The following is a 20,777-nucleotide window of genomic DNA, read 5'->3' on the forward strand; positions in this document are numbered from 1 at the left end:
CATGTGATGCACGCGGATCTGATCATTGTCGGCGCAGGAATGGTGGGCAGCGCCCTGGCGTTGGCCCTGCAGGATCAAGGCCTGGAAATTCTCCTAGTCGATGGCGGCCCGCTGAGCGTTAAACCGTTCGATCCGCACGCCGCCTTTGAGCCTCGGGTCAGTGCCCTGTCGGGGGCTAGCCAGCGCATTCTTGAACGCCTAGGGGTGTGGACTGGCATCGCCGCGCGACGCACCAGCCCTTACGGCGACATGCAGGTGTGGGACGGTTCGGGCACCGGGCACATCCACTTCAGTGCAGCCAGTGTGCATGCCGAGGTGCTCGGTCATATCGTCGAAAACCGCGTGGTGCAGGATGCCCTGCTCGAACGCTTGCATGACAGCTCGATTGGCCTGTTGGCCAACGCCCGCGTCGAGCAATTACGCCGCTCCGGCGATGACTGGTTGCTCAGCTTAAAAGACGGTCGCGAACTGCGCGCGCCCTTGCTGATTGCTGCTGACGGCGCCAACTCAGCTATCCGCCGCCTGGCCGGTTGCGCTACCCGCGAATGGGATTACCTGCACCACGCGATTATCACCAGCGTGCGCTGCAGCAAACCTCATCAAGCCACCGCCTGGCAGCGGTTTACCGATGACGGGCCGTTGGCTTTTTTGCCGTTGGCCGGCCCTGCGGGCGAACACTGGTGCTCGATTGTGTGGTCGGTCACCCCGGTTGAGGCTGAGCGGCTGATGGCGTTGGATGATGCAGGTTTTCGCCGTGCCTTAGGCTTTGCCTTCGAGCATCGCCTCGGTGAGGTGCTGCAGGCTGATGCACGGCTGTGCATCCCGCTGCGCCAACGCCACGCTAAACGCTACATTGAAGACGGCTTGGCGTTGATCGGCGACGCTGCGCACAGCATTCATCCGCTGGCCGGACAAGGCGTCAACTTGGGCTTTCTTGATGTGGCGGTGCTGGCGGAAGTGTTACTGCACGCCATTCAGCGCGGTGAACGCCTGAGTGATGTGAAAGTGCTGAGCCGCTATGAGCGCCGGCGCATGCCACACAACTTGGCGATGATGGCGGCGATGGAGGGTTTTCAGCGCTTATTCCAAGCCGACCCATTGCCGCTTCGTCTGCTGCGCAACAGCGGCTTGAACTGGGTGGATGGCTTGCCGGAAGCCAAGGCTGTGTTTGTCCGTCAGGCGCTTGGCCTGTCGGGCGATTTGCCGGATTTGGCGCGGGCCTAACCCTGCACATAATGCTGCGCATTACGCCGATGGTGGGTTGCGCCGAGTCCTGCGTGGCGTCATATCGGTAAGGGTGGCGCGCGGCTAACCTGCGCGGCCCGCCCCACCCTACAAAAGCCATATGCAAAAAAAGCCCGGCGCTGAGGCCGGGCTAAACGTGTGCAGGGAAGTACGCGCGCAGTTGCAGTCAGTTCATGCCCAGCCAGTTGGGTAGCGCCATGGACACGGCAGGCACGTAAGTGATGATCATCAAGAAGCCCAGCAGCAGCATCAGCCACGGCCAAGCGGCCTTGATCACGGCGGTGAGCGGCATGCCCGTCACGGCTGAGGTGACGAACAAGTTCAACCCCACCGGCGGCGTAATCAAGCCGATCTCCATGTTCACCACCATGATGATGCCTAGGTGAATCGGGTCGATCCCCAGTTGCACGGCAATCGGAAAGAGGATCGGCGCGAGGATCAAGATGATCGCCGACGGCTCCATAAAGGCTCCCGCCACCAGTAGCACGATGTTCACCACCAGCAAGAACTGCCAAGGCTGCAGGCCCATGTCGATAACCCAGGCGGTGATCGTTTGCGGGATCTGCTCGGTGGTCAGCACGTGGGCAAACAGCATGGCGTTGGCGATGATGAACATCAGCATGATGGTCAGCTTGCCGGAGTCCAGCAGCACCTTGGGGCACTCGCGAATCGTCATGTCTTTGTACACAAACAGCGCGACGAAGCCGGCATACACTGCCGCTACCGCAGCGGCTTCGGTCGGTGTGAACATACCGGAATAGATGCCGCCGAGGATGATCACCATCAACAGCAAGCCCCAGACGGCTTTTCGCGCCGTAGTCAGCAACTGACGCAGGCTGGCGCGCGGCATAGCCGGCAGGTCCATCTTCCGCGCGACGATATAAATCGCCACCATCAGCGCCACGCCCAGCAGCAGGCCCGGGATGACGCCGGCCATAAACAGCTTGCCTACCGACTGCTCGGTTGCCGCGGCATACACCACCATCACAATCGAGGGTGGAATCAGAATGCCCAGCGTACCGGCGTTACAGACGATGCCCGCGCCAAAGGCCTGCGGATAACCCGAGCGCACCATGCCCGCGATGGCAATCGAGCCCACCGCCGCCACTGTGGCCGGTGATGAGCCGGACAATGCCGCGAACAGCATGCACGCCATCACTGCCGAAATCGCCAAGCCGCCGCGGATATGACCGACGCAGGCGTTAGCAAAGTCGATCAAGCGCTGGGCCACGCCGCCGGTGGTCATAAACGCACCCGACAGCAGGAAGAACGGAATCGCTAGCAGGGTGTAGTGCTCGGAGGTTTCAAACAGCTTGATTGCCAGCGAACGTACCGAATCCGGGCTAAACAGCATGATGGTGATCGAGCCCGCCAAGCCCAAAGAGGCGGCAATCGGTACGCCGATAAACATCAACACAAACAACAGCAGGAACAGGAACAGAATGGTCATGGCTTGTGCTCCCCGTGTTCATTGATCTTCAGCGCATCGGCGGCTTCATCCGCCAGGCCCAGGCCGGTCTGCTGGTTACGCAGGATGCGCACGAAAATCTCAAAGAAGCGGATAAACACCAGCGCATAGCCGAACGGCACGATCGCCGTGATATGCCATTGCATGATGCCGTAGTGGCCTAAATCTTCAGCGCCAATACCGGCAGTAAACAGGGTGTGCACCCAGTCGAAGCTGGCGACGGCAATCAGCCCCGCATAGCCCAAGCAGGCCAGGCAAGCGATTAAACCGATGATGCGCTGGATGGGTTTGCTGGCCAGCTTCACCAACGCATCAACGCCGATATGCCCGGCGGTACGCACGCCGTAAGCCAAGCCGAAAAAGATTAACCAAGCGAACAGCGCCTTGGTTAGGGCAATGCTCCAGGTCATCGACTGGGCCATGCTGAGGATGCTGTCGCCAATGGCGAAGAACAACTCACTGCTACCTTCCCAGCGGTCCGCCAAGTTGTAGAACAGTGTGTAGAGGTTATTGAGGATCACGTAGACGAAAGTCACCAGCGTCATGGCGGCCAGCAGAAAGGCAATAAAACCTTCCTCGAAATGGTCCCAGACGCGCCGCAAGGCGTTCATCGATAAAGCCTCCAATGTGCAGGGGTTCGCGCGGAGTCACGGCGACGCGGGGCCGCCGTGAGAAGGATGAGTGAGGTGCTGGCGTTATAGCCCTCCCCCTCGAGCCGAGGGGGAGGGCTATAACGGCGCTTAAACCAGTCTTACTGGTTAGCGGCGTCAGCAGCCTTGATCAGGTCAGCACCAATTTCAGCTTCAAACTTGCCCCACACCGGCTTCATCGCATCGCGCCACTTAGCGCGCTGCTCAGGCGTTAAGGTGATGATTTCGGTGGTTTTGGCATCGAGGATGCGCTGCTTGTCGCCTTCGTTAAGGGTGTCAGCCTGCTTGTTCACTTCAGCTGTCACTTCCACGATGATCGCGTCGAGCTCGCTGCGCACATCCGCAGGCAGGCCGTTCCAGAAAGTGGTGTTGGTGATCAGCATGTAGTCGAGTACACCGTGGTTGGACTCGGTGATGTACTTCTGCACTTCATGCATTTTCTGGCTGTAGATATTCGAGTAAGGGTTCTCGGCACCGTTGACCACGCCTGTTTGCAGGCCCTGATACACCTCAGCAAAACTCATTTTGCGCGGGTTAGCTCGGATCGCCTTGAACTGCTCATCAAGCACGGCGGAGGCTTGCACGCGGAACTTCAGGCCACGTGCGTCTTTTGGCTCATACAGCGCCTTGTTAGCGGACAACTGCTTGAGGCCGTTGTGCCAATAAGCCAAGCCGGTGATGTTTTTGCTTTCCATGGATTTCAGCAGCGCCTGACCTTCAGGGCTTAGCTGGAAGCGGTCGACGGCGGCCATGTCTTGGAACAGAAACGGCAGGTCGAATACCTGGATTTGCTTGGTGTACTGCTCGAATTTAGCCAGCGATGGGGCGATCAGCTGCACGTCACCGAGCAACAGCGCTTCCATTTCCTTGCCGTCGCCGAACAGCGAGGAGTTTGGGTACACCTCAACCTTAATCTTGTCGCCCAAACGCTCTTCAGCGAGTTTTTTGAACAGCGCAGCGCCTTGGCCTTTTGGGGTGTGGTCGGCGACCACGTGGGAGAATTTGATCACGATCGGAGCGGTCGGCTTCGACTCGGCCGCGTGGGCCATACCGGCGATACTCAGCGACAGGGCGCATGCGAGCGCCTGGGCAGTCAGTTTGAACATGGAGTCATTCCTCTTGTTTTTGTAGTGCGTGGTGCGCCGCAGCGCGGCAAGTCGGGCGCGCATGCTCAGGTCGGGCGGCCCGTCAGAAGGTGACGGACGCTGGGCCATGATGGCCAGACCTGCGCGTGAGTGAATCGCCTGCAAGAAGCTAGAGCAACCACCATGCCAGGCCCGCAATTGGCACTGCTGTGCAGATTAAAATCTAATAAAAGCAGTGGCTTACAAGAATATGCAGAAGCTCTGCAAAGGTTCTGTAGGGCGGAGGGTTATGGGTTTTGGCGGAAAGCCGCCAATCAGTCCGCGCTGTCTGGCGAGCTTCCGCCAGCATCGGCGAAGCTCAACCCGTGCTTGCGCAGTTTGTCGTGCAGGGTTTTGCGCGGCACGCCCAGCGCTTCGGCCAAGCTGCGCAGCGAGCTGTGCGAGCGGCTGAGTTCGGCGCTGATCAGGCTGCGCTCAAAGGCTTCCACCTGCATATTCAGGCCGCCGCTATTGGCGGCTTCGTCCTGTGCGTGCGCAGTACGGCTCTGCAGATCCAGATCCAGATCCAGGTCCAGCTCAAGGCCGAGGGCAAAGCGCTCGGCGGCATTTTGCAACTCGCGCACATTGCCCGGCCAAGGGTTACGCAGCAGGGCCGCGCGCTGGATCGGTTGCAGGGTGCGCGCGGCCAAGCCATGCCGGCTGCTGGCGGCTTCGGTAAAGTGTTGGAACAGCAGCAGGGCATCTTCACTGCGCTCGCGCAGGGCGGGGATGCGTAACGCAGCAACGTTGAGGCGGTAATACAGGTCGGCGCGGAAGCGCCCTTGGTCGGCGGCCTGGCGCAAGTCTTCCTTGGTCGCGGCAATCACCCGTATATCCAGTGGGATCAACTGGTTGCCACCGAGGCGCTCGACCACCCGCTCTTGCAGCAGGCGCAGCAGTTTGACCTGCACGTCGAGGCTCATGCTTTCAATTTCATCAAGGAACAAGGTGCCGCCATTGGCAAACTCAAATTTGCCGATACGGCGCTTTTGCGCGCCGGTAAACGCGCCCTGTTCGTGGCCGAACAGCTCGCTCTCCACCACCGATTCGGCCAGCGCGCCGGCATTGATTGCCACAAACGGTCCGTTGCGGCGGTTGGACAGATCATGCAGGGCGCGCGCCACCACTTCCTTGCCCGTGCCAGTTTCACCCAGGATCAGCACATCACTGTTGATACCGGCCAGCGCACCAATTTGCTCGCGCAGCCGCAGCATCGCCGGGGACTGCCCAACCAAGCGTGCCGACAGGGTGTTGCGGTCAGCCAACGCCATGCGCAGGCTGCGGTTATCCAGCACTAAGCGGCGCAATGCGAGGGCGCGGCGCACGCTATCAAGCAAGTCATCGCTGGCGAAGGGCTTCTCTAAAAAGTCATAAGCGCCCGCGCGCATCGCCTGCACTGCCAGCGGTATATCGCCGTGACCGGTGATCAGCAGCACCGGCAGCTCTGGGTCTTGCGCCTGCAATTGCTGCAACAGCTGTAGGCCGTCAATGCCGGGCATGCGGATATCACTGACCACCACGCCCGGCCAATCAGGCTCAATACGAGCAGCGACGCCATGGGCATCGGCCAAGGTTCTGACCTTGAGCCCGGCCAAGTTGAGCGTTTGGCTCAACGCTTGGCGCAAGTGCGGGTCGTCATCGATCAGCAGCACTTCGGTGCGGGCGTCGATCATGCTCATACAACAAAGTCCTCGGGCGATTGGGTTTTGATGCCCTGATCTGCGGCGCGCAGGCGCAGGGTCAGCTGAGCGCCGCCGTCTGGGTGGTTGGCGAACAGCAGTTCGCCGCCCAGGGCGCGCATCAGGGTATCGCAAATGGCCAGGCCCAGGCCCAAGCCCTGAGCGCTGGTTTTGGTGGTGAAAAACGGCTCGCGGGCGCGTTGCAAGGCTTCTTGGCTAAAGCCCGGGCCATTGTCACGCAGGTGCAGATTGACCCCGTCGGCGGTCAGTTCGGCACTTAACCAAAGGCGGCGCGGCTGTGGCACTTCGCCTAGGGCATCAAGGGCGTTAGCCAGCAGGTTGCCGAGCACCTGACGCAGTCGAGTTTCCCCGGCCTGCACCCACAGCGTGGCATCGGGCAGGTCGCGAATCAGTTCAACCTGCATGGCCTGACGGCGCTTGGCCAACAATGCCAGTGCGTCGTCAATGGCGGGCTGCAGGGCTACGCTTTCCGGGGCGTGGCGATCACGTCGAGCAAAGGCGCGCAGGTGCGCAATGATCGACGCCATGCGCTGGGTCAGCTGGCTGATCAGCTTAAGGTTGGCACGGGCGTCGTCGTTACGTTGGTGGTCGAGCAATACGCCGGCGTTATCGGCGTAGCTGCGGATGGCCGCCAGCGGCTGGTTGAGTTCATGGCTGATGCTCGCACTCATGGTGCCCAGCGCGGACAGCTTGCTCGCTTGCACCAGTTCATCCTGGGCTTGCACCAGCTTTTGCTGCGCTTGTTCACGCTCCAGTACTTCCTGTTTGAGCCGGCTGTTCAGGCGCTGCAAGTCGAGGGTGCGTTCCAGCACCCGCTGCTCAAGTTGCTGGCGGGCCTGGGTGTCAAAAGCGATGCGCTCGAGATAATGCCGGCGGCGCTGCATCAGCAGGCCGATCAGTAAGATCAGCGCGAGTAAGGTGCTGCCGCCGACCGCCACGGTGCTACGCACCGGTTGATCGAGCTGTGAGCGCGGAGTGAGGATGCTCACGGTCCAGCCAATTTCATCAAGGGTTTGGCCTTGACGCAGCCAGGCCGCAGGCTTGAGCTGCAGCGGTGGTGGCGACTGAATGCGGTAGGGTTGGGTGTCCGCAATCGCTGTGCGCTCGGCGTTGTCCAGTTCGCGGGTGGCGTGAAAGCGCCAATCAGCCTGCGAGGTGAGAATAACCACGCCGTAGTTATCCGTTACCAGCAGCTGCTCCGGACGGTTGCCCCAGAGTGTTTCAGTGTGATCAAGATCAACCTTGACCACCATCACGCCAAGGTTCTTGTCGCTATCGCGAATGGCCGCGGCGAAGAAATAACCGCGCTTTCCTGAGGTTGTGCCCAGCCCAAAAAAGCGTCCGGGCCGGCCTTGCATGGCCTCGCGAAAGTAGGGGCGATAGGAGAAATTGCGCGTCACGAAGGAGTCTTCTTGCCGCCAGTTCGACGCCGCCAGCGTGGTGCCATCGGCGGCCATCAGGTAGATCACATCGGCCCCGGTTTGTTGCTGCAACTGGCTCAGTAAGCGGTTAGCGCTGTCACGGCGGGCAGGGCTCTTCGGGGTTTGTAGGGTCAGGCGAATGGCGGGTAAGTCCGCCAAAATCGGCGGTAGCACTTCGTACCGGCGCAGCGTGCCCAGCAAGTTGGCCACATACAGGTCAAGGGTTTGCTTATTTTGCTCGGCTAACTCATTGCTGTAATAGCGTTCGGCCAACTGGTGCAAAGGCCACAACAGTGGGATCAACAGCAAGGCCAGCACTGCCAAGCTGCGCCAGCGCGGGCGCTTATACGTTGAAGGTAAGGGCATGCAGTGACTCAGGGTTCGAGAAAATAAAAAGCCAGCCACAAATAAGTTCACAGGGTGCAAATGCGACTGGTACTCACTATATACATACCACCCAGTTATTGACTCCCTGCAGTTCTGTAAGCGCGCTGCAGCTGTAGCGCGAGCAGGCGCAGAACAGCGTCAGTTCTGCCCGTGAAGTCAGCGAGGTATTGACGCATATTGTCCGTGTCATTGAGGGTGTCGCGGACAATATGCAAATTTCCGCCGCCACCGAAGAGCAAACCGAGGTGGCTAACGAAATCAGCCAGAACATCACCCATCTCAACGACAGCATTGGTGAAGTGGTCAGCAGCGCCGAACAAAGCTCAATTGCCAGCTGCGATCTGGCGCAACTGGCCAGCGGTTTGCAGCAGCAAATTCAGCGTTTCAGGGTTTAGCTGCGCAGGCACTGCTCCAGCGCGGTTTGCCAATCCGGCAGCTGGACGTGCCAGTCCTGCTGCAGACGGCTGCAGTCCAACCGTGAATTAAGCGGGCGCTGCGCCGGGGTTGGGTAGGCGCTGCTGGGGATGGGTTGCAGCGTCGCCACGCGTTTGCCCTGGCTGTGTAGGTGTGCCGCAATCGCGCTGGCAAAACCGAACCAGCTGGTTTCACCTTGCGCGGTCAGGTGATATACGCCCCACGGGCCGGCATGGCCGGTATGCCATTGCGTGATCAGCTGCGCCGTGGTCTGCGCGATAGTGCCGGCCCAGGTCGGTGCGCCGATCTGGTCGTCCACTACGGATAGGCTTTCGCGCTCCTGCAGCAAGCGTTGCATGGTCAGCAGAAAGTTTTTGCCATGCTGCGAGTAGACCCAGCTGGTGCGCAGAATCAGGTGCATACCACCGACGGCCTGAATCGCGTGCTCCCCAGCCAGTTTGCTGCGGCCATACGCACTCAGCGGGTTAGTGCTGTCGCTTTCACGGTAAGGCTTAGTTTGACGACCGTCGAACACGTAATCGGTGGAATAGTGAATCAGTGGCACATTCAGTTCGGCGGCCGCTTCAGCCAAAATGCCGGGTGCTGTGGCATTGATCGCGAAGGCCAGTTCGGGCTCGCTTTCAGCTCGATCAACGGCGGTGTGTGCTGCGGCATTGATGATCAGCTCGGGTTGCAGGCGTTGTACTTGCTGGCGAATCAGCTCGGGTTTAGCCAGGTCAAGCTGTTCGCGGTTAAGCACCCTTAGCTCATGAGTCCCGTTTAGACTGCGCTGTAAATCACGGCTGACCTGGCCATGCTGGCCGAGCAGGAGGATTTTCAAGGGAACACCTGCGCGTCGCTGAAGCTCACGCCGGCCTGATCTTTGGCCGATAGATGCGGCGCTTCCTGTAATGGCCAGTCTATGGCCAGCGTTGGGTCATCCCAGCGAATGCAGCGCTCATGTTCCGGGGCGTAGTACTCAGTGGTTTTATAGAGGAACTCGGCGAATTCGCTGAGCACTACAAAACCGTGGGCAAAGCCTTCCGGTACCCATAACTGGCGCTTGTTTTCGGCGGACAAATGCACGCCCATCCAGCGCCCGAAAGTGGGCGAGCTGCGGCGTAAATCAACCGCGACGTCATACACCTCACCGGCCGTGACTCGAACCAATTTGCCCTGCGCCTGCTGCACTTGGTAATGCAGGCCGCGCAGCACGCCGCGTTGCGAGCGCGAATGGTTGTCTTGGACAAATTCAAGCTGCAGGCCGGTGGCATCGGCGAAACGGCGGGCATTGAAGCTCTCGAAAAAAAAGCCACGCTCATCACCAAATACCTTAGGTTCGAGCACGATCACGCCGGATAGGTCGGTGTTAACACGTTGCATGCTTACTCCTCGGCCAGTTTGAACAGGTACTGGCCGTAACCGGTTTTACCGAAAGCGTTGGCTTGTATCAGCAGTTGCTGGCGATCAATCCAGCCCTGTTGGTAGGCGATTTCTTCTAGGCAGGCGACTTTCAGGCCTTGGCGGTGTTCGATGGTTTGCACGTATTGCGAGGCCTCCAGCAGGCTGTCATGGGTGCCAGTATCAAGCCAGGCAAAGCCGCGACCGAAACGTTCGACGCGCAAGTCACCGCGCTGCAGGTAGGCGATATTAACGTCTGTGATTTCCAGCTCACCGCGCGGCGAGGGTTTGACGGCCTTGGCGATCTCGATCACGTCGTTGTCATAAAAATACAGGCCGGTCACCGCATAGTGCGATTTTGGCGCAGCTGGTTTTTCTTCAATGGAGATGGCGCGGCCGCTGTCGTCGTACTCGACTACGCCGAAACGCTCGGGATCCTTAACCCAATAACCGAACACCGTCGCTCCGCTCGACTCGGCGGCGGCGCGCAGTAGCATCTCGGTGAAGTGCTGGCCGTGAAAAATATTGTCGCCCAGGATCAGGCACACCGAATCATCACCAATAAAATCTTCACCGAGTAAGAAAGCTTGGGCCAGACCGTCGGGTGAGGGCTGTTCGATGTACTCGAAGCGCACCCCAAACTGACTACCATCGCCGAGCATTTTGCGAAAGTTCGGTAAGTCTTGCGGGGTGGAAATGATCAGAATTTCGCGTACACCGGCAAGCATCAACACCGAGAGCGGGTAATAGATCATCGGCTTGTCGTAGATCGGTAGCAGCTGTTTGGATACGCCCAGAGTAATGGGGTGCAGACGGCTACCAGAACCGCCGGCGAGAACAATGCCTTTCATTATGCCGCTCCTTATAATGCGCCGAGGCGTTCGCGTTGATAGCTGCCATCTTGCACACGGCGGCACCAGTCGAGATTTTCCAGATACCACATCACGGTTTTGCGCAGGCCGCTGGCGAAGGTCTCGGTAGGTTTCCAGCCCAGCTCGCGTTCAATCTTGCTGGCATCAATGGCATAGCGCAGGTCGTGACCTGGGCGGTCGCTGACAAATTTTATTTGCGCTACATACGAGCCACTCCGGCGCGGGCTTAACTCATCTAGCAGCGCACAGATACTTTCCACCACATGCAGGTTGGTTTGCTCGTTGTGGCCACCGATGTTGTAAGTTTCGCCGACCTTACCTTCGCTCACGACCTGCAACAGCGCCCGGGCATGATCGTCCACATACAGCCAGTCACGCACCTGCTGGCCGTTGCCATATACCGGCAGCGACTTACCATCCAGAGCATTGAGGATGACCAGCGGAATAAGTTTCTCCGGAAAGTGGTAGGGGCCGTAATTGTTCGAGCAGTTGGTGATCAGCACCGGTAAGCCATAGGTACGCTGCCAGGCGCGCACCAAGTGGTCTGATGCCGCTTTGCTTGCCGAGTAAGGCGAGCTCGGTGCGTAGGGCGTGGTCTCAGTAAACAGGTCGTCCACGCCATGCAGATCGCCATACACCTCGTCGGTAGAAATGTGATGAAAGCGAAACGCTGCCTTACGCGCTGGATCTAGCTGCGACCAGTAGCCGCGTGTGGCCTCAAGCAGTGCATAGGTGCCGACGATATTCGTTTGGATAAAGGCCGATGGCCCGTCGATGGAGCGGTCGACATGGGACTCAGCGGCCAGGTGCATGATCGCGTCTGGCTGAAACTCAGCCAGTGCTCTGCTGACGGCCGCGCTGTTGGCAATGTCAGCCTGCACAAAGCGATAGCGCGGATGACTTGCAACGCTGGCCAACGACTCGAGATTACCGGCATAAGTCAGTTTGTCGAGGTTAAGTACCTGATGCTCGCTGTGATTCAGCAGATGACGAATCAATGCTGAACCGATAAAGCCGGCGCCGCCGGTGATGAGAATGTGCACAGGCCGTACCTTCTTCAAAGAGGCTGTTTGTAAAATTTGGCGGGGAGTGTTGCAAGTTGAGCCTGTGCGGGCAAGCTATCAGTATTTTCAATACGCAAAAAAAAGCCCCGCATTACTGCGAGGCTTTATTTGTATGGTGCCGGCACCAAGAGTCGAACTCGGGACCTACTGATTACAAGTCAGTTGCTCTACCAGCTGAGCTATACCGGCGTTTGTGGGGCGCATTATATCGATTCATTTAGCGGAGTAAAGGGCTGCGAGCATAGAAATATGCAGGGATTGTTATCAGCCGCGAAATGCTTATGCACATAAGTCGTGCATTTAGGGAGGGCGCGGTCAGATGTTGTGCACCGGCTCACGGTATTTGGTAAGCATCTGTTTTTAAACGTTATATTTTAAGATCGAAAAATCCGTAATGTATCGAGGGCCTTCTGCGATGTGCGTTTGCGCGGTTTACTCAGAATCTATCAACAGAGTTATCCACAGAAACTGTGGGCAGCTGGGATTGGTATTCGGCGAGTAACAGCAAATTGCGTGGGCTTTGTTGAGGCGTGCAGAAGGTGCCTAGGCGCACGGTGTAACCCTGCTCTTGCAGAAACAGGGCGCGGTCGAGCAGGAGCCAGAGTTCAAGTGGGCGGCGGAATAGGCCTCGTAGCAGTTCCAGATTGCGCACCTCTGCTAGCCGCTGCCAGCCCGTTTGTTCAAGCTGTTGCCAGTCATGCGCCATGGGTGCTGGCAGTTGCTTGAGTGCTGCTAGGTCTTTGCAGTAGTCGGTAAAGGACTTGCCCAGCCAAGCAGAGGGCAGCGATGGAGTGGGCAGGTATTCATTGATGCCGCGAAGCTGGCGTTGTAATAGGTCGAAGGCCAGGCGTCGTGCCATTGATTGATCGCGCTGGCGGCGTACTCGCGCGCCAGCGGTAACGGTTTCGCTCAGGGGTAGGCCGAGGTCGTCGATGGACAGTTGCAGCGTTGAGGCTTGCGCGGTTGTCGACAGCGGCTGATAGGTCAGCGTGCTGATGCGGTTGTAGCAGCAGGGCGCGATAGCCAGTTGCCGGCAGCCGACCTGACTGGCGAGTTGCAGCAAGCGTGTGTGCAGTTCGCCGCACGCATGCAACGCCACAGGCGTGTGGTTTGCTTGCAGCTGCGTTGCGGCATCAGCGGCCATTACATCCTGCGCAACATGTACGGCCTTGATGCCAAGCTTATGGCTGAGTTGTTGGCCGGCAGCAACCAGCTGCGGGTTGTATTCCAGGCAAGTCAGTGCGCCGCCGCTGTGTGCGAGCAAGCGGCCGAGGTGGCCTTTACCGGCGCACCAATCCAGCCAGTGTTGCGGTGTGTGGGTAAAATCTAGGCTGCGGGCAAACGCATCGATCTGCTGCTGTTTGCGCCCCGGTACGTCGGCGCGCGCACGCGCGGGCAAAACCGTTGCCGGGGAGCGCTGCAGCTCACCGACCTCACTCAGCCTGTAAGCCTGGGCGGCCAGTTGTGGGAAGGGCTCGGGTGCTGCTAGCAGGTGTGGCTGGGTATGCGCGGCTTCTGCGTGCGCCAAGCTTTGTGCTCGCAGCCAAGCGGCTAGCTGCGGGTGCGTAGTTTCCCAAGGCGTGTGCGGGTAATGCACAAAAGGTCTGGGCCGCCACAGCGTTTGGTGTTCACAGAGGAAGCTGTCGAGCGACTGAAAACGCTGCAGCAGATCAGCACTTTGCAGGATACGGGTGTGTGAGGTGGTGAGCATGATGAGGCCTCACCTGAGGGCGTTTGCCCTCAGGCAATCAGCGGCCTTGGCAGGCGTCGACGCGCAGCCAGCGTTCCAGCAGCTTGAAGCCGCGAACCAGCAGGAAGGCGATCAGCAGATAGAACATCCCTGCGGCGAAGAAAATCTCTACCGGCAAATAGGTGCGGGCGATGATGGTACGGGCCATGCCGGTGAGCTCTAGCAGGGTCACGGTGCTGGCGAGGGCGCTGGCTTTGAGCATCAGAATGACTTCATTGCTGTAGGCCGGCAGACCGATGCGCGCGGCGCGCGGCAAGACGATATAAAACATGGTCTTGGCCCGCGACATACCTAGTGCGCGTGCCGCTTCTATTTCACCTGGCGGCACCGCCTGAATAGCGCCGCGTAAAATTTCAGCAATATAGGCAGCGGTGTGCATCGTCATGGTCAGCACTGCGCACCAATAGGGGGAGCGCAGGTAGGGCCAGAGTGGGCCCTCGCGCACCGCATCGAACTGCGCCAAGCCGTAATACACCAAAAACAGCTGCACCAGCAGTGGCGTGCCGCGGAAGAAGAATATGTAGCCATAAGGCATGGCCCTGACATACCAGTGACGCGATGAGCGGGCGATACCCATCGGGATGGCCAGGATCAAACCGGCAACAACTGCAATGCCCACCAATTCCAAGGTCAGCGCCGCACCTTTAGTCAGGCGCGGCAGCCATTTGATGATCACGTCCCAGTTGAGCGCGGTTAGGCCGGCCCACAGTGCATAAGCGATCAGTGCGAGGGCAATGGACCACGCGGCTATTTCCGTGCCTTTTTTCATGAGGTGCTCCTGACAAAGCCACGGCTGGCGCGTTTTTCCAGGAAGTACATGCCGATCATCGCCAAGACGGTTAGGCCCAAGTAAATAAATGCCGCCACTAAGAAGAAGGTGAACGGCTCTTTGCTTGAGGTCACGGCGATTTGTGAGCGGCGCATGATTTCTTCCAAACCGATGACTGAGACCAGTGCAGTGTCCTTCATCAGGATCATAAACAGGTTGCCCAAACCGGGCAGGGCGATACGCCACATTTGCGGCAAGATCAGCCGCCAGAAGATCCGAGGTTTAGACATGCCCAGCGCCAGGCCCGCTTCGCGGTGGCCCTTAGGGATGGCCAGGATGGCACCACGAAATACCTCGGTGGCGTAAGCGCCGAAACAAATACCGAGGGCAATGGTGCCGGCGGCGAAGGCGTTCAGCTCAAGGCTTTCAATGCCGAGCAGGTCCGCCAAGTTGCGCATCAATTGCACGGTGCCGAAATAGATCAGCAATACCCAGAGCAGTTCGGGTATGCCGCGCACGATGGTCGAATAGGTGCCGCCAAGCCATTGCAGCGGCTTGTAGGGCGAAGTCTTGGCGAGCGCGCCGAGCAAACCGAGCACCAGACCCAGGCACAGCGCGCTGAGCGCCAGCTTGATAGTCATCAGAGTGCCAGCAGCCAAGGCCGGGCCGAATCCGTAAAGGTCGAAAGTCATAGAGGCTCAGAAGCCTGCGCCGCCCGGGCGGGCGACGCAGTGCCGGCAGCTTAGTAAATGCTGAACGGGAAGTACTTGTCGTTGATCTTCTTATACGTGCCGTCGGCGATGATTTCGGCCAGCGCGGTATTCAGCTTCTCGCGCAATGCATCACCTTTACGCACGGCAATACCGATTTTGTCGTTGTCGAAGACTGGATCACCTTTGAATTCAAAGCTTTTACCGGCGTCACTCTTCAGCCATTCCCACTGCACGAAGGTGTCCGCGAGAATGCCATCAAGACGACCTGAGGACAGGTCGAGGTAGGCGTTTTCTTGGGTGTCGTACAGCTTGATATCGACTACGCCATCAAGGTTATCTTCCAGCCAGGTGCCGGCGATGGTGGCGCGCTGAGCACCGATGACCTTGTCTTGCAGGCTGGCTTTGTCGGTTTTGAATTCGCCACCTTTAGGCGCTACGAACTGCAGTTTGTTGGTGTAGTAAGGTTCGGTGAAATCAACCGCTACCTTACGCTCTTCGGTGATCGACATAGAGGCAATCAGGAAGTCGAACTTCTTCGCGTTCAGGGCTGGAATAATGCCGTCCCAATCCGACGTCACTACTTCGCACTCGGCCTTCATCTTGGCACACAGGGCTTGGCCGATTTCCACGTCAAAACCACCGACCTGGCCACTGGCATCAATCAAGTTGAACGGCGGGTAGGCACCTTCGGTACCCAGTTTCAGTTTGTCAGCAGCGACGGCGCTGGTACCGAATGCCAGAGTGGCGGCAGCGGCCAGCAGGATTTTCTTGTAGTTATGCATGCGTAGTTGCTCCGTGTATTAGTGATTGCTGGACATGAATTGTTTGCAGCGTGCCGAGCTTGGGTTGTCAAAAACTTGCTCCGGGGAGCCTTGTTCTTCAACCAAACCCTGATGCAGAAACACCACTTCGCTGGACACTTGACGGGCAAAGCCCATTTCATGGGTGACCAGCAGCATGGTGCGACCTTCTTCGGCGAGCGCGCGGATCACATTAAGCACTTCTTGTACCATTTCCGGGTCGAGAGCCGAAGTCGGCTCATCAAACAGAATAACTTTCGGCTGCATGGCCAGGGTGCGCGCAATTGCAGCGCGCTGTTGCTGCCCGCCGGAGAGTTGATTCGGATAAACATGGCGTTTGTCGGCGATCCCGACCTTGTCCAGCAGCGCTTCGGCTACCTCAATGGCCTCGGCCTTGGTCTGGCCAAGCACGCGACGCGGCGCCTCGATGATGTTGTCGAGCACGCTCATGTGCGGCCATAGATTGAAATTCTGGAAGACAAAACCGATCTCGCTACGCAGGCGGTTGATCTGTCGGCTGTCGGCAGCGACCAAGTCACCATTCTTCGCGGCTTTTAGCTTGAGCTCTTCGCCGGCGAGGAATATCTGCCCCTTGTGTGGGTTTTCCAGCAGGTTGATGCAGCGCAGGAAGGTCGATTTACCGGAACCAGAAGAACCTAGAATGGAGATTACATCGCCATCGCGCGCGGTGAGGGAGATACCCTTGAGCACCTCAAGGTCGCCGTAGCGTTTGTGCAAATTGCGAATTTCCAGCGCGGGCGTGGCCTCAGCCATGGGGGGTCCTCTTCTTATCTGGAGTTCTAAGGCGTTGCGTTGCCGTCCCGGTGATGCGTCAAGCTAGCATAGCGATTCCCTCACAGCCAAGCCGTTTACCGGCCATGGGGTGCTCGACCGATCATGCTGTCGCTTGGTTGCAGCTGGCTGTCGCGCAAGCACAATTTGAGTGCTGACAAGAGCCTTGGCAGGCCGCCCTGCCAAGAATTACGGGCAACAAAAAACCCCAAGGAATTTTGCTTCACTTGGGGTTTTTCGATATTCATGGTGCCCGGGGACGGAATCGAACCGCCGACACGGGGATTTTCAATCCCCTGCTCTACCGACTGAGCTACCCGGGCTAACGGGGCGCTATTAGACGGATTTGAGGGGTAGGTGTCAAGCGTGGTTTTGAAAATATTTAATTAATACGGGCGGTTAGGGCCGGGTGCGAGGTTTGCTTCCCGGATTACGCTGGGGGCTTATCCGGGCTACGGGATTTGGTGCGTCGCTGGGGTTATGGTTATTGAGGGGCGTGCAGCGTGTGAGTTGCTTTGGTGTGCGGCGGCCTCCCGGATTTCGCTGGGGCTTATCCGGGAGATGTGGAGTGTTGTTAGCTGTAGCCGGTTACTCGCTAGGCGGGACATAACCTTCGGCTTGGGCGTATTCCTCGCCGGAGAGGAATTTGTCCATCTCGACTTGGAGGAATTTGCGGTCTTCAGCGTTCATCATGTTTAGGCGACGTTCGTTGATCAGCAAGGTTTGGTGCTTCTGCCATTCGCCCCACGCTTGCAGGGAGACGTTGTTGAAGATGTCTTCACCTTTGGCGCCTGGGTAGGGTGGGCGCTCAAGGCCGGCGAGCTCTTGTTTGTGTTTGCGGCATTGTACGGTGCGGGTCATGGCATTTCTCCGATGTTCGGGGTTGTTGCGAGTGCGTCGGCCGCGCGTTTCAGTAATTTCTTCACTGGCGCAGCAAGGCCCAGGCGCGGCGGGGTGGCGAGGTTATACCAGAGCCAGTCGGCCTCGGCCACGCTGGCCGGCGCGACGTCGACGTGGATCAGCCAAGGTTCAATGGCTAATTGGAAGTGGCTAAAGGTGTGGTTTAGCTCGGCTTGCGGCTGGCGCGTGCCGAGGTGCAAATTATGGCGGCTGGCCAGGCCGTCCAAGGCTGTTAGGTCGTCCAGTTCCGGCAGGCTCCACAGGCCGCCCCAGAGGCCGCTGGACGGACGGCGGTAGAGCAGCACCTCGCCATTACGGTTGGCGAAGATAGGCATCAGGGTGCGCTTTTGCGGCAGCGTTTTGCGTGGTTTAGGGATGGGGTAACGAATCTCCAGCCCGAGCAGATGCGCCTGACAGCCGCTTTTTAGCGGACAGAGCAGGCAGCTGGGTTTGCTGCGGGTGCAGAGCGTGGCGCCCAGGTCCATCATCGCTTGGGTGTAGTGATTGACGCGCACCTGCGGCGTGAAGCGTTCGGCTACCTCCCACAGTTGTTTGGCCACCTTCGGCTCGCCCGGGTAGCCTTCCTGCGCCACGTAGCGCGCCAGCACGCGTTTGACGTTACCGTCGAGGATCGGTGCGCGCAGGCCCATGCTTAGGCTGGCGATGGCGCCGGCAGTGGAGCGGCCGATGCCGGGCAGCTCGGTGAGCTGGTCGACATCGTGGGGGAATTCACCGGCATGTTCGCGCACAACGATTTGCGCGGTCTTTTGCAGATTTCGCGCGCGGGTGTAGTAACCCAGGCCCGTCCACAGGTGCAGCACTTCATCTTCCGGCGCGGCAGCGAGGTCGCTGACCGTCGGTAATGCGGCCATAAAGCGGTCGAAGTAGCCGAGCACAGTGCTGACCTGAGTCTGCTGCAGCATGATCTCCGAGACCCACACGCGATATGGCGTGATGCCCTGTTGCCAGGGCAGGTCTTTGCGCCCGTGGTTGTCGTACCACGCGAGTACGGCGCTGGAAAACTGCTCGGGGTTCATCGGTTGAACAAGCCCTTGAGTGCGTCTTTCAGCTCGGGGCTGACTTTGTCACCGAGCTTTTCATCAATCTTCTCGCTGAGCTTGTTACCGGCCAGTTTGGTCGCGACTTTGCCCAACCCGTCTTGGTCCAAGCGGCAGGACTTACCGCCCATTTCTAGCGGGCCACGGCAGCGCACGGGCCACTCGATGCCCACAAAGCGCTCGTTGAGCTGGCAGGCGGGGTCGGGCATCTCGTGCTGATCGCCGGTGATGGTGATGCCGATACGGTAATCAAGGCCGAGGATGCGCAGGTCAATGTCGCCATTACCACTGACCGCAAGGCCGGGAATGCGCGCCTTGAGGTCGGGGTTATGGGCCACACCATTACGCAGCGTGATGCTGCCTTGCAGGGTTTCGAAGGGTGTGTCTTTGCCGCGCGGATCAGTGCTGAGGGCTTTGCGGTTGAGGGTGGCAATGCCGCGGCACAGTTGTTGTTCCAGGTTGGCGTCGACCAGCACGCCGTCATTGAGGACAAAGCTGGCGTCGCCATTAAAACCGTCGATCCAGGCACGCTGGCTGTTGCCGCTGGTGCTGAGGCTGCTGTTGAGGTCGAGCAAACCTTTGATCGGCGAAGGCTGCTCGGGCTTTTTCAAGAAGGGTTCGAGCTGAATGCCGCGCAAGTTCTTTTGCACGCTGAGCAGCGGCACGCTCGGGCGCACATCAATGCTGGCCTTAACGTCGACACTGCCGCTGCCGATTTTCCCGCGAACTTCTTGCAGGGTCAGCAGGCCGCCTTTGGCCTGCGCTTTGGCGCTGAAATTGCTGATCATCTGCTGTTGCACGGTCAGCTGGTCAAGGTTGAGGCTGAGTTGGGCGTCCAGCTTGCGCAGCAGGGCGATGGGCAACACTTCGCTGCTGCTCCAAGCATGCTGGGTTGGCGCATCGGGCAGCGGCGTGCTGCCGCTCTGGCCGGCACTTGCGACGCTGGCCTTAACTTCTGCCTGGCGCGCGGAGGTCGCATCTTTAGCGTCCTTGGTGGGCGCAGGCAGGTAGCGATCGAGGTTCAGTTGGTCGCCTTTGAGTTGCACGCGCAGGGCTTGCTTGGCGAAGTCGGCAATCGCCAGTTGGCCAGTGAAGGTGCTGTCATCCAGTTTCAGCGTGAGCTCTTCAAGCGTCAGGCTGCTAGTGCTGCCGCTCAATCGGGTGACCAGCTCGAACTGGTTGAGGGTTTTCTCATCATTCATCGGGGGCAGTTTTTGGCCGATGGTGGCGAGGAATTCACGCAGGTTAAGCGGGGCGATGGACAAGCCACCGCTGAGTTTGGGCTGCGTGTCGAGGTCGCGGACTTTCAGCTCGCCGAGGGCGCGCAGCTGATTGGCAGAAAGCTTCAGGCCGTTCCACTCAGCGATCTGTGCCGCCAGGTCAACCAGCAATTGGCCTTGAGCTGAGTAAGTCAGGGTCTGGCCATCGAAGGGTTCGCCGGACACTTCGCCGGAGAATTTCGCATCTTCCAACTGGTAGCGTTTGAGGGCGCGGTCGAAGCGCAGCTCACCCTGCAGTTCGCTGCGCGCGCGCAGCACCGGTTTGTTGATGCCGAAGAAGGCGCTGAGTTTGATTGGGATGCTGGCGCCTTCACGAATGGCGCCGGTGGTCAGTTGGATGCTTTCGGCACTGAATTGCTGACCTTTCTGCACATCGTGGTAATCGATACGTGCGCTGTTGATGATGAGGCTGTCGATATCCAGCTTCAGCGGCTGGCTGCTGCTCTCTGCTGCCAAGGGTGTGCTGTCGGCGGGCGCACCTTCGGGCGTTACTAGTGGTGCGTCGGGTGTGCGGGTGGCGACGGTGGCGGGTTTGCCGACATGCTCCCAGTTGCTGCGGCCCTTTTCGTCGCGCTGCAGGTTGAGGTTGAGGCCGTCAATGCGGATATCGCTCATCTGCACCTCTTTGCGCAGCAGCGGCAGCACTCGCACTGACAGGCCAAGCAGGCGCAGGTCGGCAAAAGGTTGCTCTGGGGTGCTAAGGCTCGCGAGGCTGGCGTCGGTCAATTCAAGGCCAAGCCAGGGGAACAGGCTCCAGCCGATATCGCCTTTGAGGGTCAGCTCAACGTTGGCCTTGTCGCGCGCCAGTTGGCGGATTTCATCTTTGTAGTCGTTGGGATCGAACAGGTGGGTGAGGGCAAAGCCCAGGGCCACAATGATCAGCAACAGCCCGAGGAAAAACAGGCCAATGATTTTGCCGAGCGCTTTCATGTGCGAATCCTTGTTTCAAAGCAAGAGGGTGAAGAGCAG

19 protein-coding genes and 2 tRNA genes are annotated in these 20,777 nt (G+C 59.0%); 2 read left to right on the forward strand and 19 right to left on the reverse strand.

Going from position 1 to position 20,777, the window contains the following annotated elements; translation table 11 throughout:
• The first annotated feature begins 6 nt into the window (after positions 1–6).
• Entirely contained in the window at positions 7–1,224 is a 1,218-nt protein-coding gene (locus WF513_RS01115; RefSeq protein WP_339080910.1) for a 2-octaprenyl-3-methyl-6-methoxy-1,4-benzoquinol hydroxylase, read from the forward strand.
• A gap of 187 nt (positions 1,225–1,411) precedes the next feature.
• Here WF513_RS01115 and dctM read toward each other — a convergent pair whose 3' ends face one another.
• The 5 genes from dctM to WF513_RS01140 all read right to left on the reverse strand — a co-directional run bounded on the left by dctM (position 1,412) and on the right by WF513_RS01140 (position 7,974).
• Positions 1,412–2,695 (reverse strand): C4-dicarboxylate TRAP transporter large permease protein DctM, encoded by a 1,284-nt coding sequence (gene dctM / locus WF513_RS01120; protein ID WP_339080911.1) that lies wholly within the window; start codon positions 2,693–2,695, stop codon positions 1,412–1,414.
• Positions 2,692–3,324: a TRAP transporter small permease gene (locus tag WF513_RS01125; RefSeq protein ID WP_339080912.1), complete on the reverse strand. Its 633-nt coding sequence runs from the start codon at positions 3,322–3,324 to the stop codon at positions 2,692–2,694. Before WF513_RS01125 ends, dctM begins: the two co-directional genes overlap by 4 nt.
• 140 nt (positions 3,325–3,464) lie before the next feature.
• On the reverse strand, positions 3,465–4,469 hold the full coding sequence (locus WF513_RS01130; protein WP_339080913.1) for a DctP family TRAP transporter solute-binding subunit: 1,005 nt from the start codon (positions 4,467–4,469) through the stop codon (positions 3,465–3,467).
• 293 nt (positions 4,470–4,762) lie between these two features.
• On the reverse strand, positions 4,763–6,166 hold the full coding sequence (locus WF513_RS01135; RefSeq protein WP_339080914.1) for a sigma-54 dependent transcriptional regulator: 1,404 nt from the start codon (positions 6,164–6,166) through the stop codon (positions 4,763–4,765).
• Positions 6,163–7,974 (reverse strand): ATP-binding protein, encoded by a 1,812-nt coding sequence (locus tag WF513_RS01140; RefSeq protein WP_339080916.1) that lies wholly within the window; start codon positions 7,972–7,974, stop codon positions 6,163–6,165. The genes WF513_RS01135 and WF513_RS01140 overlap by 4 nt, the downstream gene beginning before the upstream one ends.
• 230 nt (positions 7,975–8,204) lie before the next feature.
• Here WF513_RS01140 and WF513_RS01145 point away from each other — a divergent pair, with 230 nt between their 5' ends.
• Positions 8,205–8,390, forward strand: a complete 186-nt coding sequence (locus tag WF513_RS01145) for a hypothetical protein (RefSeq protein ID WP_339080917.1) — start codon at positions 8,205–8,207, stop codon at positions 8,388–8,390.
• Here the strand turns inward: WF513_RS01145 and rfbD are convergent.
• The 14 genes from rfbD to WF513_RS01215 form a co-directional block, all read right to left on the reverse strand.
• Positions 8,387–9,301 carry a dTDP-4-dehydrorhamnose reductase gene (rfbD, locus tag WF513_RS01150; RefSeq protein WP_339083366.1) on the reverse strand — a complete coding sequence of 305 codons (915 nt, stop codon included), beginning with the start codon at positions 9,299–9,301 and terminating at the stop codon, positions 8,387–8,389. The two genes, WF513_RS01145 and rfbD, sit on opposite strands and share 4 nt — an antisense overlap.
• The gene (gene rfbC / locus WF513_RS01155; protein WP_339080919.1) at positions 9,247–9,792 is read right to left on the reverse strand and encodes a dTDP-4-dehydrorhamnose 3,5-epimerase; all 546 of its coding nucleotides are present in this window, start codon (positions 9,790–9,792) and stop codon (positions 9,247–9,249) included. The genes rfbD and rfbC overlap by 55 nt, the downstream gene beginning before the upstream one ends.
• Before the next feature lie 2 nt (positions 9,793–9,794).
• Entirely contained in the window at positions 9,795–10,661 is an 867-nt protein-coding gene (rfbA, locus tag WF513_RS01160; protein ID WP_339080920.1) for a glucose-1-phosphate thymidylyltransferase RfbA, read from the reverse strand.
• Between the two features lie 11 nt (positions 10,662–10,672).
• On the reverse strand, positions 10,673–11,725 hold the full coding sequence (rfbB, locus tag WF513_RS01165) for a dTDP-glucose 4,6-dehydratase (protein WP_339080921.1): 1,053 nt from the start codon (positions 11,723–11,725) through the stop codon (positions 10,673–10,675).
• A 134-nt stretch (positions 11,726–11,859) separates the two neighbouring features.
• A tRNA-Thr gene (locus WF513_RS01170) sits at positions 11,860–11,935 on the reverse strand.
• A 247-nt stretch (positions 11,936–12,182) separates the two neighbouring features.
• Entirely contained in the window at positions 12,183–13,457 is a 1,275-nt protein-coding gene (locus WF513_RS01175; RefSeq protein WP_339080923.1) for a methyltransferase, read from the reverse strand.
• 37 nt (positions 13,458–13,494) lie between these two features.
• Entirely contained in the window at positions 13,495–14,265 is a 771-nt protein-coding gene (locus WF513_RS01180) for an ABC transporter permease (protein ID WP_339080924.1), read from the reverse strand.
• Positions 14,262–14,957, reverse strand: coding sequence for an ABC transporter permease (locus WF513_RS01185; RefSeq protein ID WP_339080925.1), 696 nt, complete (start codon positions 14,955–14,957; stop codon positions 14,262–14,264). Before WF513_RS01185 ends, WF513_RS01180 begins: the two co-directional genes overlap by 4 nt.
• A gap of 50 nt (positions 14,958–15,007) precedes the next feature.
• A complete protein-coding gene (locus WF513_RS01190) occupies positions 15,008–15,760 on the reverse strand; it encodes an ABC transporter substrate-binding protein (protein ID WP_339080926.1) in 753 nt (250 codons plus the stop codon).
• An 18-nt stretch (positions 15,761–15,778) separates the two neighbouring features.
• A complete protein-coding gene (locus tag WF513_RS01195) occupies positions 15,779–16,552 on the reverse strand; it encodes an ABC transporter ATP-binding protein (protein WP_339080927.1) in 774 nt (257 codons plus the stop codon).
• Between the two features lie 265 nt (positions 16,553–16,817).
• A tRNA-Phe gene (locus tag WF513_RS01200) sits at positions 16,818–16,893 on the reverse strand.
• A gap of 265 nt (positions 16,894–17,158) precedes the next feature.
• Complete coding sequence (locus tag WF513_RS01205) at positions 17,159–17,431, reverse strand: oxidative damage protection protein (protein ID WP_339080928.1); 273 nt, start codon at positions 17,429–17,431, stop codon at positions 17,159–17,161.
• Positions 17,428–18,507 carry an A/G-specific adenine glycosylase gene (gene mutY / locus WF513_RS01210; protein WP_339080929.1) on the reverse strand — a complete coding sequence of 360 codons (1,080 nt, stop codon included), beginning with the start codon at positions 18,505–18,507 and terminating at the stop codon, positions 17,428–17,430. The genes WF513_RS01205 and mutY overlap by 4 nt, the downstream gene beginning before the upstream one ends.
• Positions 18,504–20,738: an AsmA family protein gene (locus tag WF513_RS01215; RefSeq protein ID WP_339080930.1), complete on the reverse strand. Its 2,235-nt coding sequence runs from the start codon at positions 20,736–20,738 to the stop codon at positions 18,504–18,506. Before WF513_RS01215 ends, mutY begins: the two co-directional genes overlap by 4 nt.
• Positions 20,739–20,777 lie beyond the last annotated feature (39 nt).

The organism is Pseudomonas sp. TMP9 (genome assembly GCF_037943105.1).
Lineage (GTDB): Bacteria > Pseudomonadota > Gammaproteobacteria > Pseudomonadales > Pseudomonadaceae > Aquipseudomonas.

Excerpts from the sequence above, each read along its gene's own strand:
- WF513_RS01115 (WP_339080910.1), top strand. The coding sequence starts at position 7 with ATGCACGCGGATCTGATCATTGTCGGCGCAGGAATGGTGGGCAGCGCC.
- dctM (WP_339080911.1), bottom strand. The coding sequence starts at position 2,695 with ATGACCATTCTGTTCCTGTTCCTGCTGTTGTTTGTGTTGATGTTTATC.
- WF513_RS01125 (WP_339080912.1), bottom strand. The coding sequence starts at position 3,324 with ATGAACGCCTTGCGGCGCGTCTGGGACCATTTCGAGGAAGGTTTTATT.
- WF513_RS01130 (WP_339080913.1), bottom strand. The coding sequence starts at position 4,469 with ATGTTCAAACTGACTGCCCAGGCGCTCGCATGCGCCCTGTCGCTGAGT.
- WF513_RS01135 (WP_339080914.1), bottom strand. The coding sequence starts at position 6,166 with ATGAGCATGATCGACGCCCGCACCGAAGTGCTGCTGATCGATGACGAC.
- WF513_RS01140 (WP_339080916.1), bottom strand. The coding sequence starts at position 7,974 with ATGCCCTTACCTTCAACGTATAAGCGCCCGCGCTGGCGCAGCTTGGCA.
- WF513_RS01145 (WP_339080917.1), top strand. The coding sequence starts at position 8,205 with ATGCAAATTTCCGCCGCCACCGAAGAGCAAACCGAGGTGGCTAACGAA.
- rfbC (WP_339080919.1), bottom strand. The coding sequence starts at position 9,792 with ATGCAACGTGTTAACACCGACCTATCCGGCGTGATCGTGCTCGAACCT.
- rfbA (WP_339080920.1), bottom strand. The coding sequence starts at position 10,661 with ATGAAAGGCATTGTTCTCGCCGGCGGTTCTGGTAGCCGTCTGCACCCC.
- WF513_RS01175 (WP_339080923.1), bottom strand. The coding sequence starts at position 13,457 with ATGCTCACCACCTCACACACCCGTATCCTGCAAAGTGCTGATCTGCTG.
- WF513_RS01180 (WP_339080924.1), bottom strand. The coding sequence starts at position 14,265 with ATGAAAAAAGGCACGGAAATAGCCGCGTGGTCCATTGCCCTCGCACTG.
- WF513_RS01185 (WP_339080925.1), bottom strand. The coding sequence starts at position 14,957 with ATGACTTTCGACCTTTACGGATTCGGCCCGGCCTTGGCTGCTGGCACT.
- WF513_RS01190 (WP_339080926.1), bottom strand. The coding sequence starts at position 15,760 with ATGCATAACTACAAGAAAATCCTGCTGGCCGCTGCCGCCACTCTGGCA.
- WF513_RS01195 (WP_339080927.1), bottom strand. The coding sequence starts at position 16,552 with ATGGCTGAGGCCACGCCCGCGCTGGAAATTCGCAATTTGCACAAACGC.
- WF513_RS01205 (WP_339080928.1), bottom strand. The coding sequence starts at position 17,431 with ATGACCCGCACCGTACAATGCCGCAAACACAAACAAGAGCTCGCCGGC.
- mutY (WP_339080929.1), bottom strand. The coding sequence starts at position 18,507 with ATGAACCCCGAGCAGTTTTCCAGCGCCGTACTCGCGTGGTACGACAAC.
- WF513_RS01215 (WP_339080930.1), bottom strand. The coding sequence starts at position 20,738 with ATGAAAGCGCTCGGCAAAATCATTGGCCTGTTTTTCCTCGGGCTGTTG.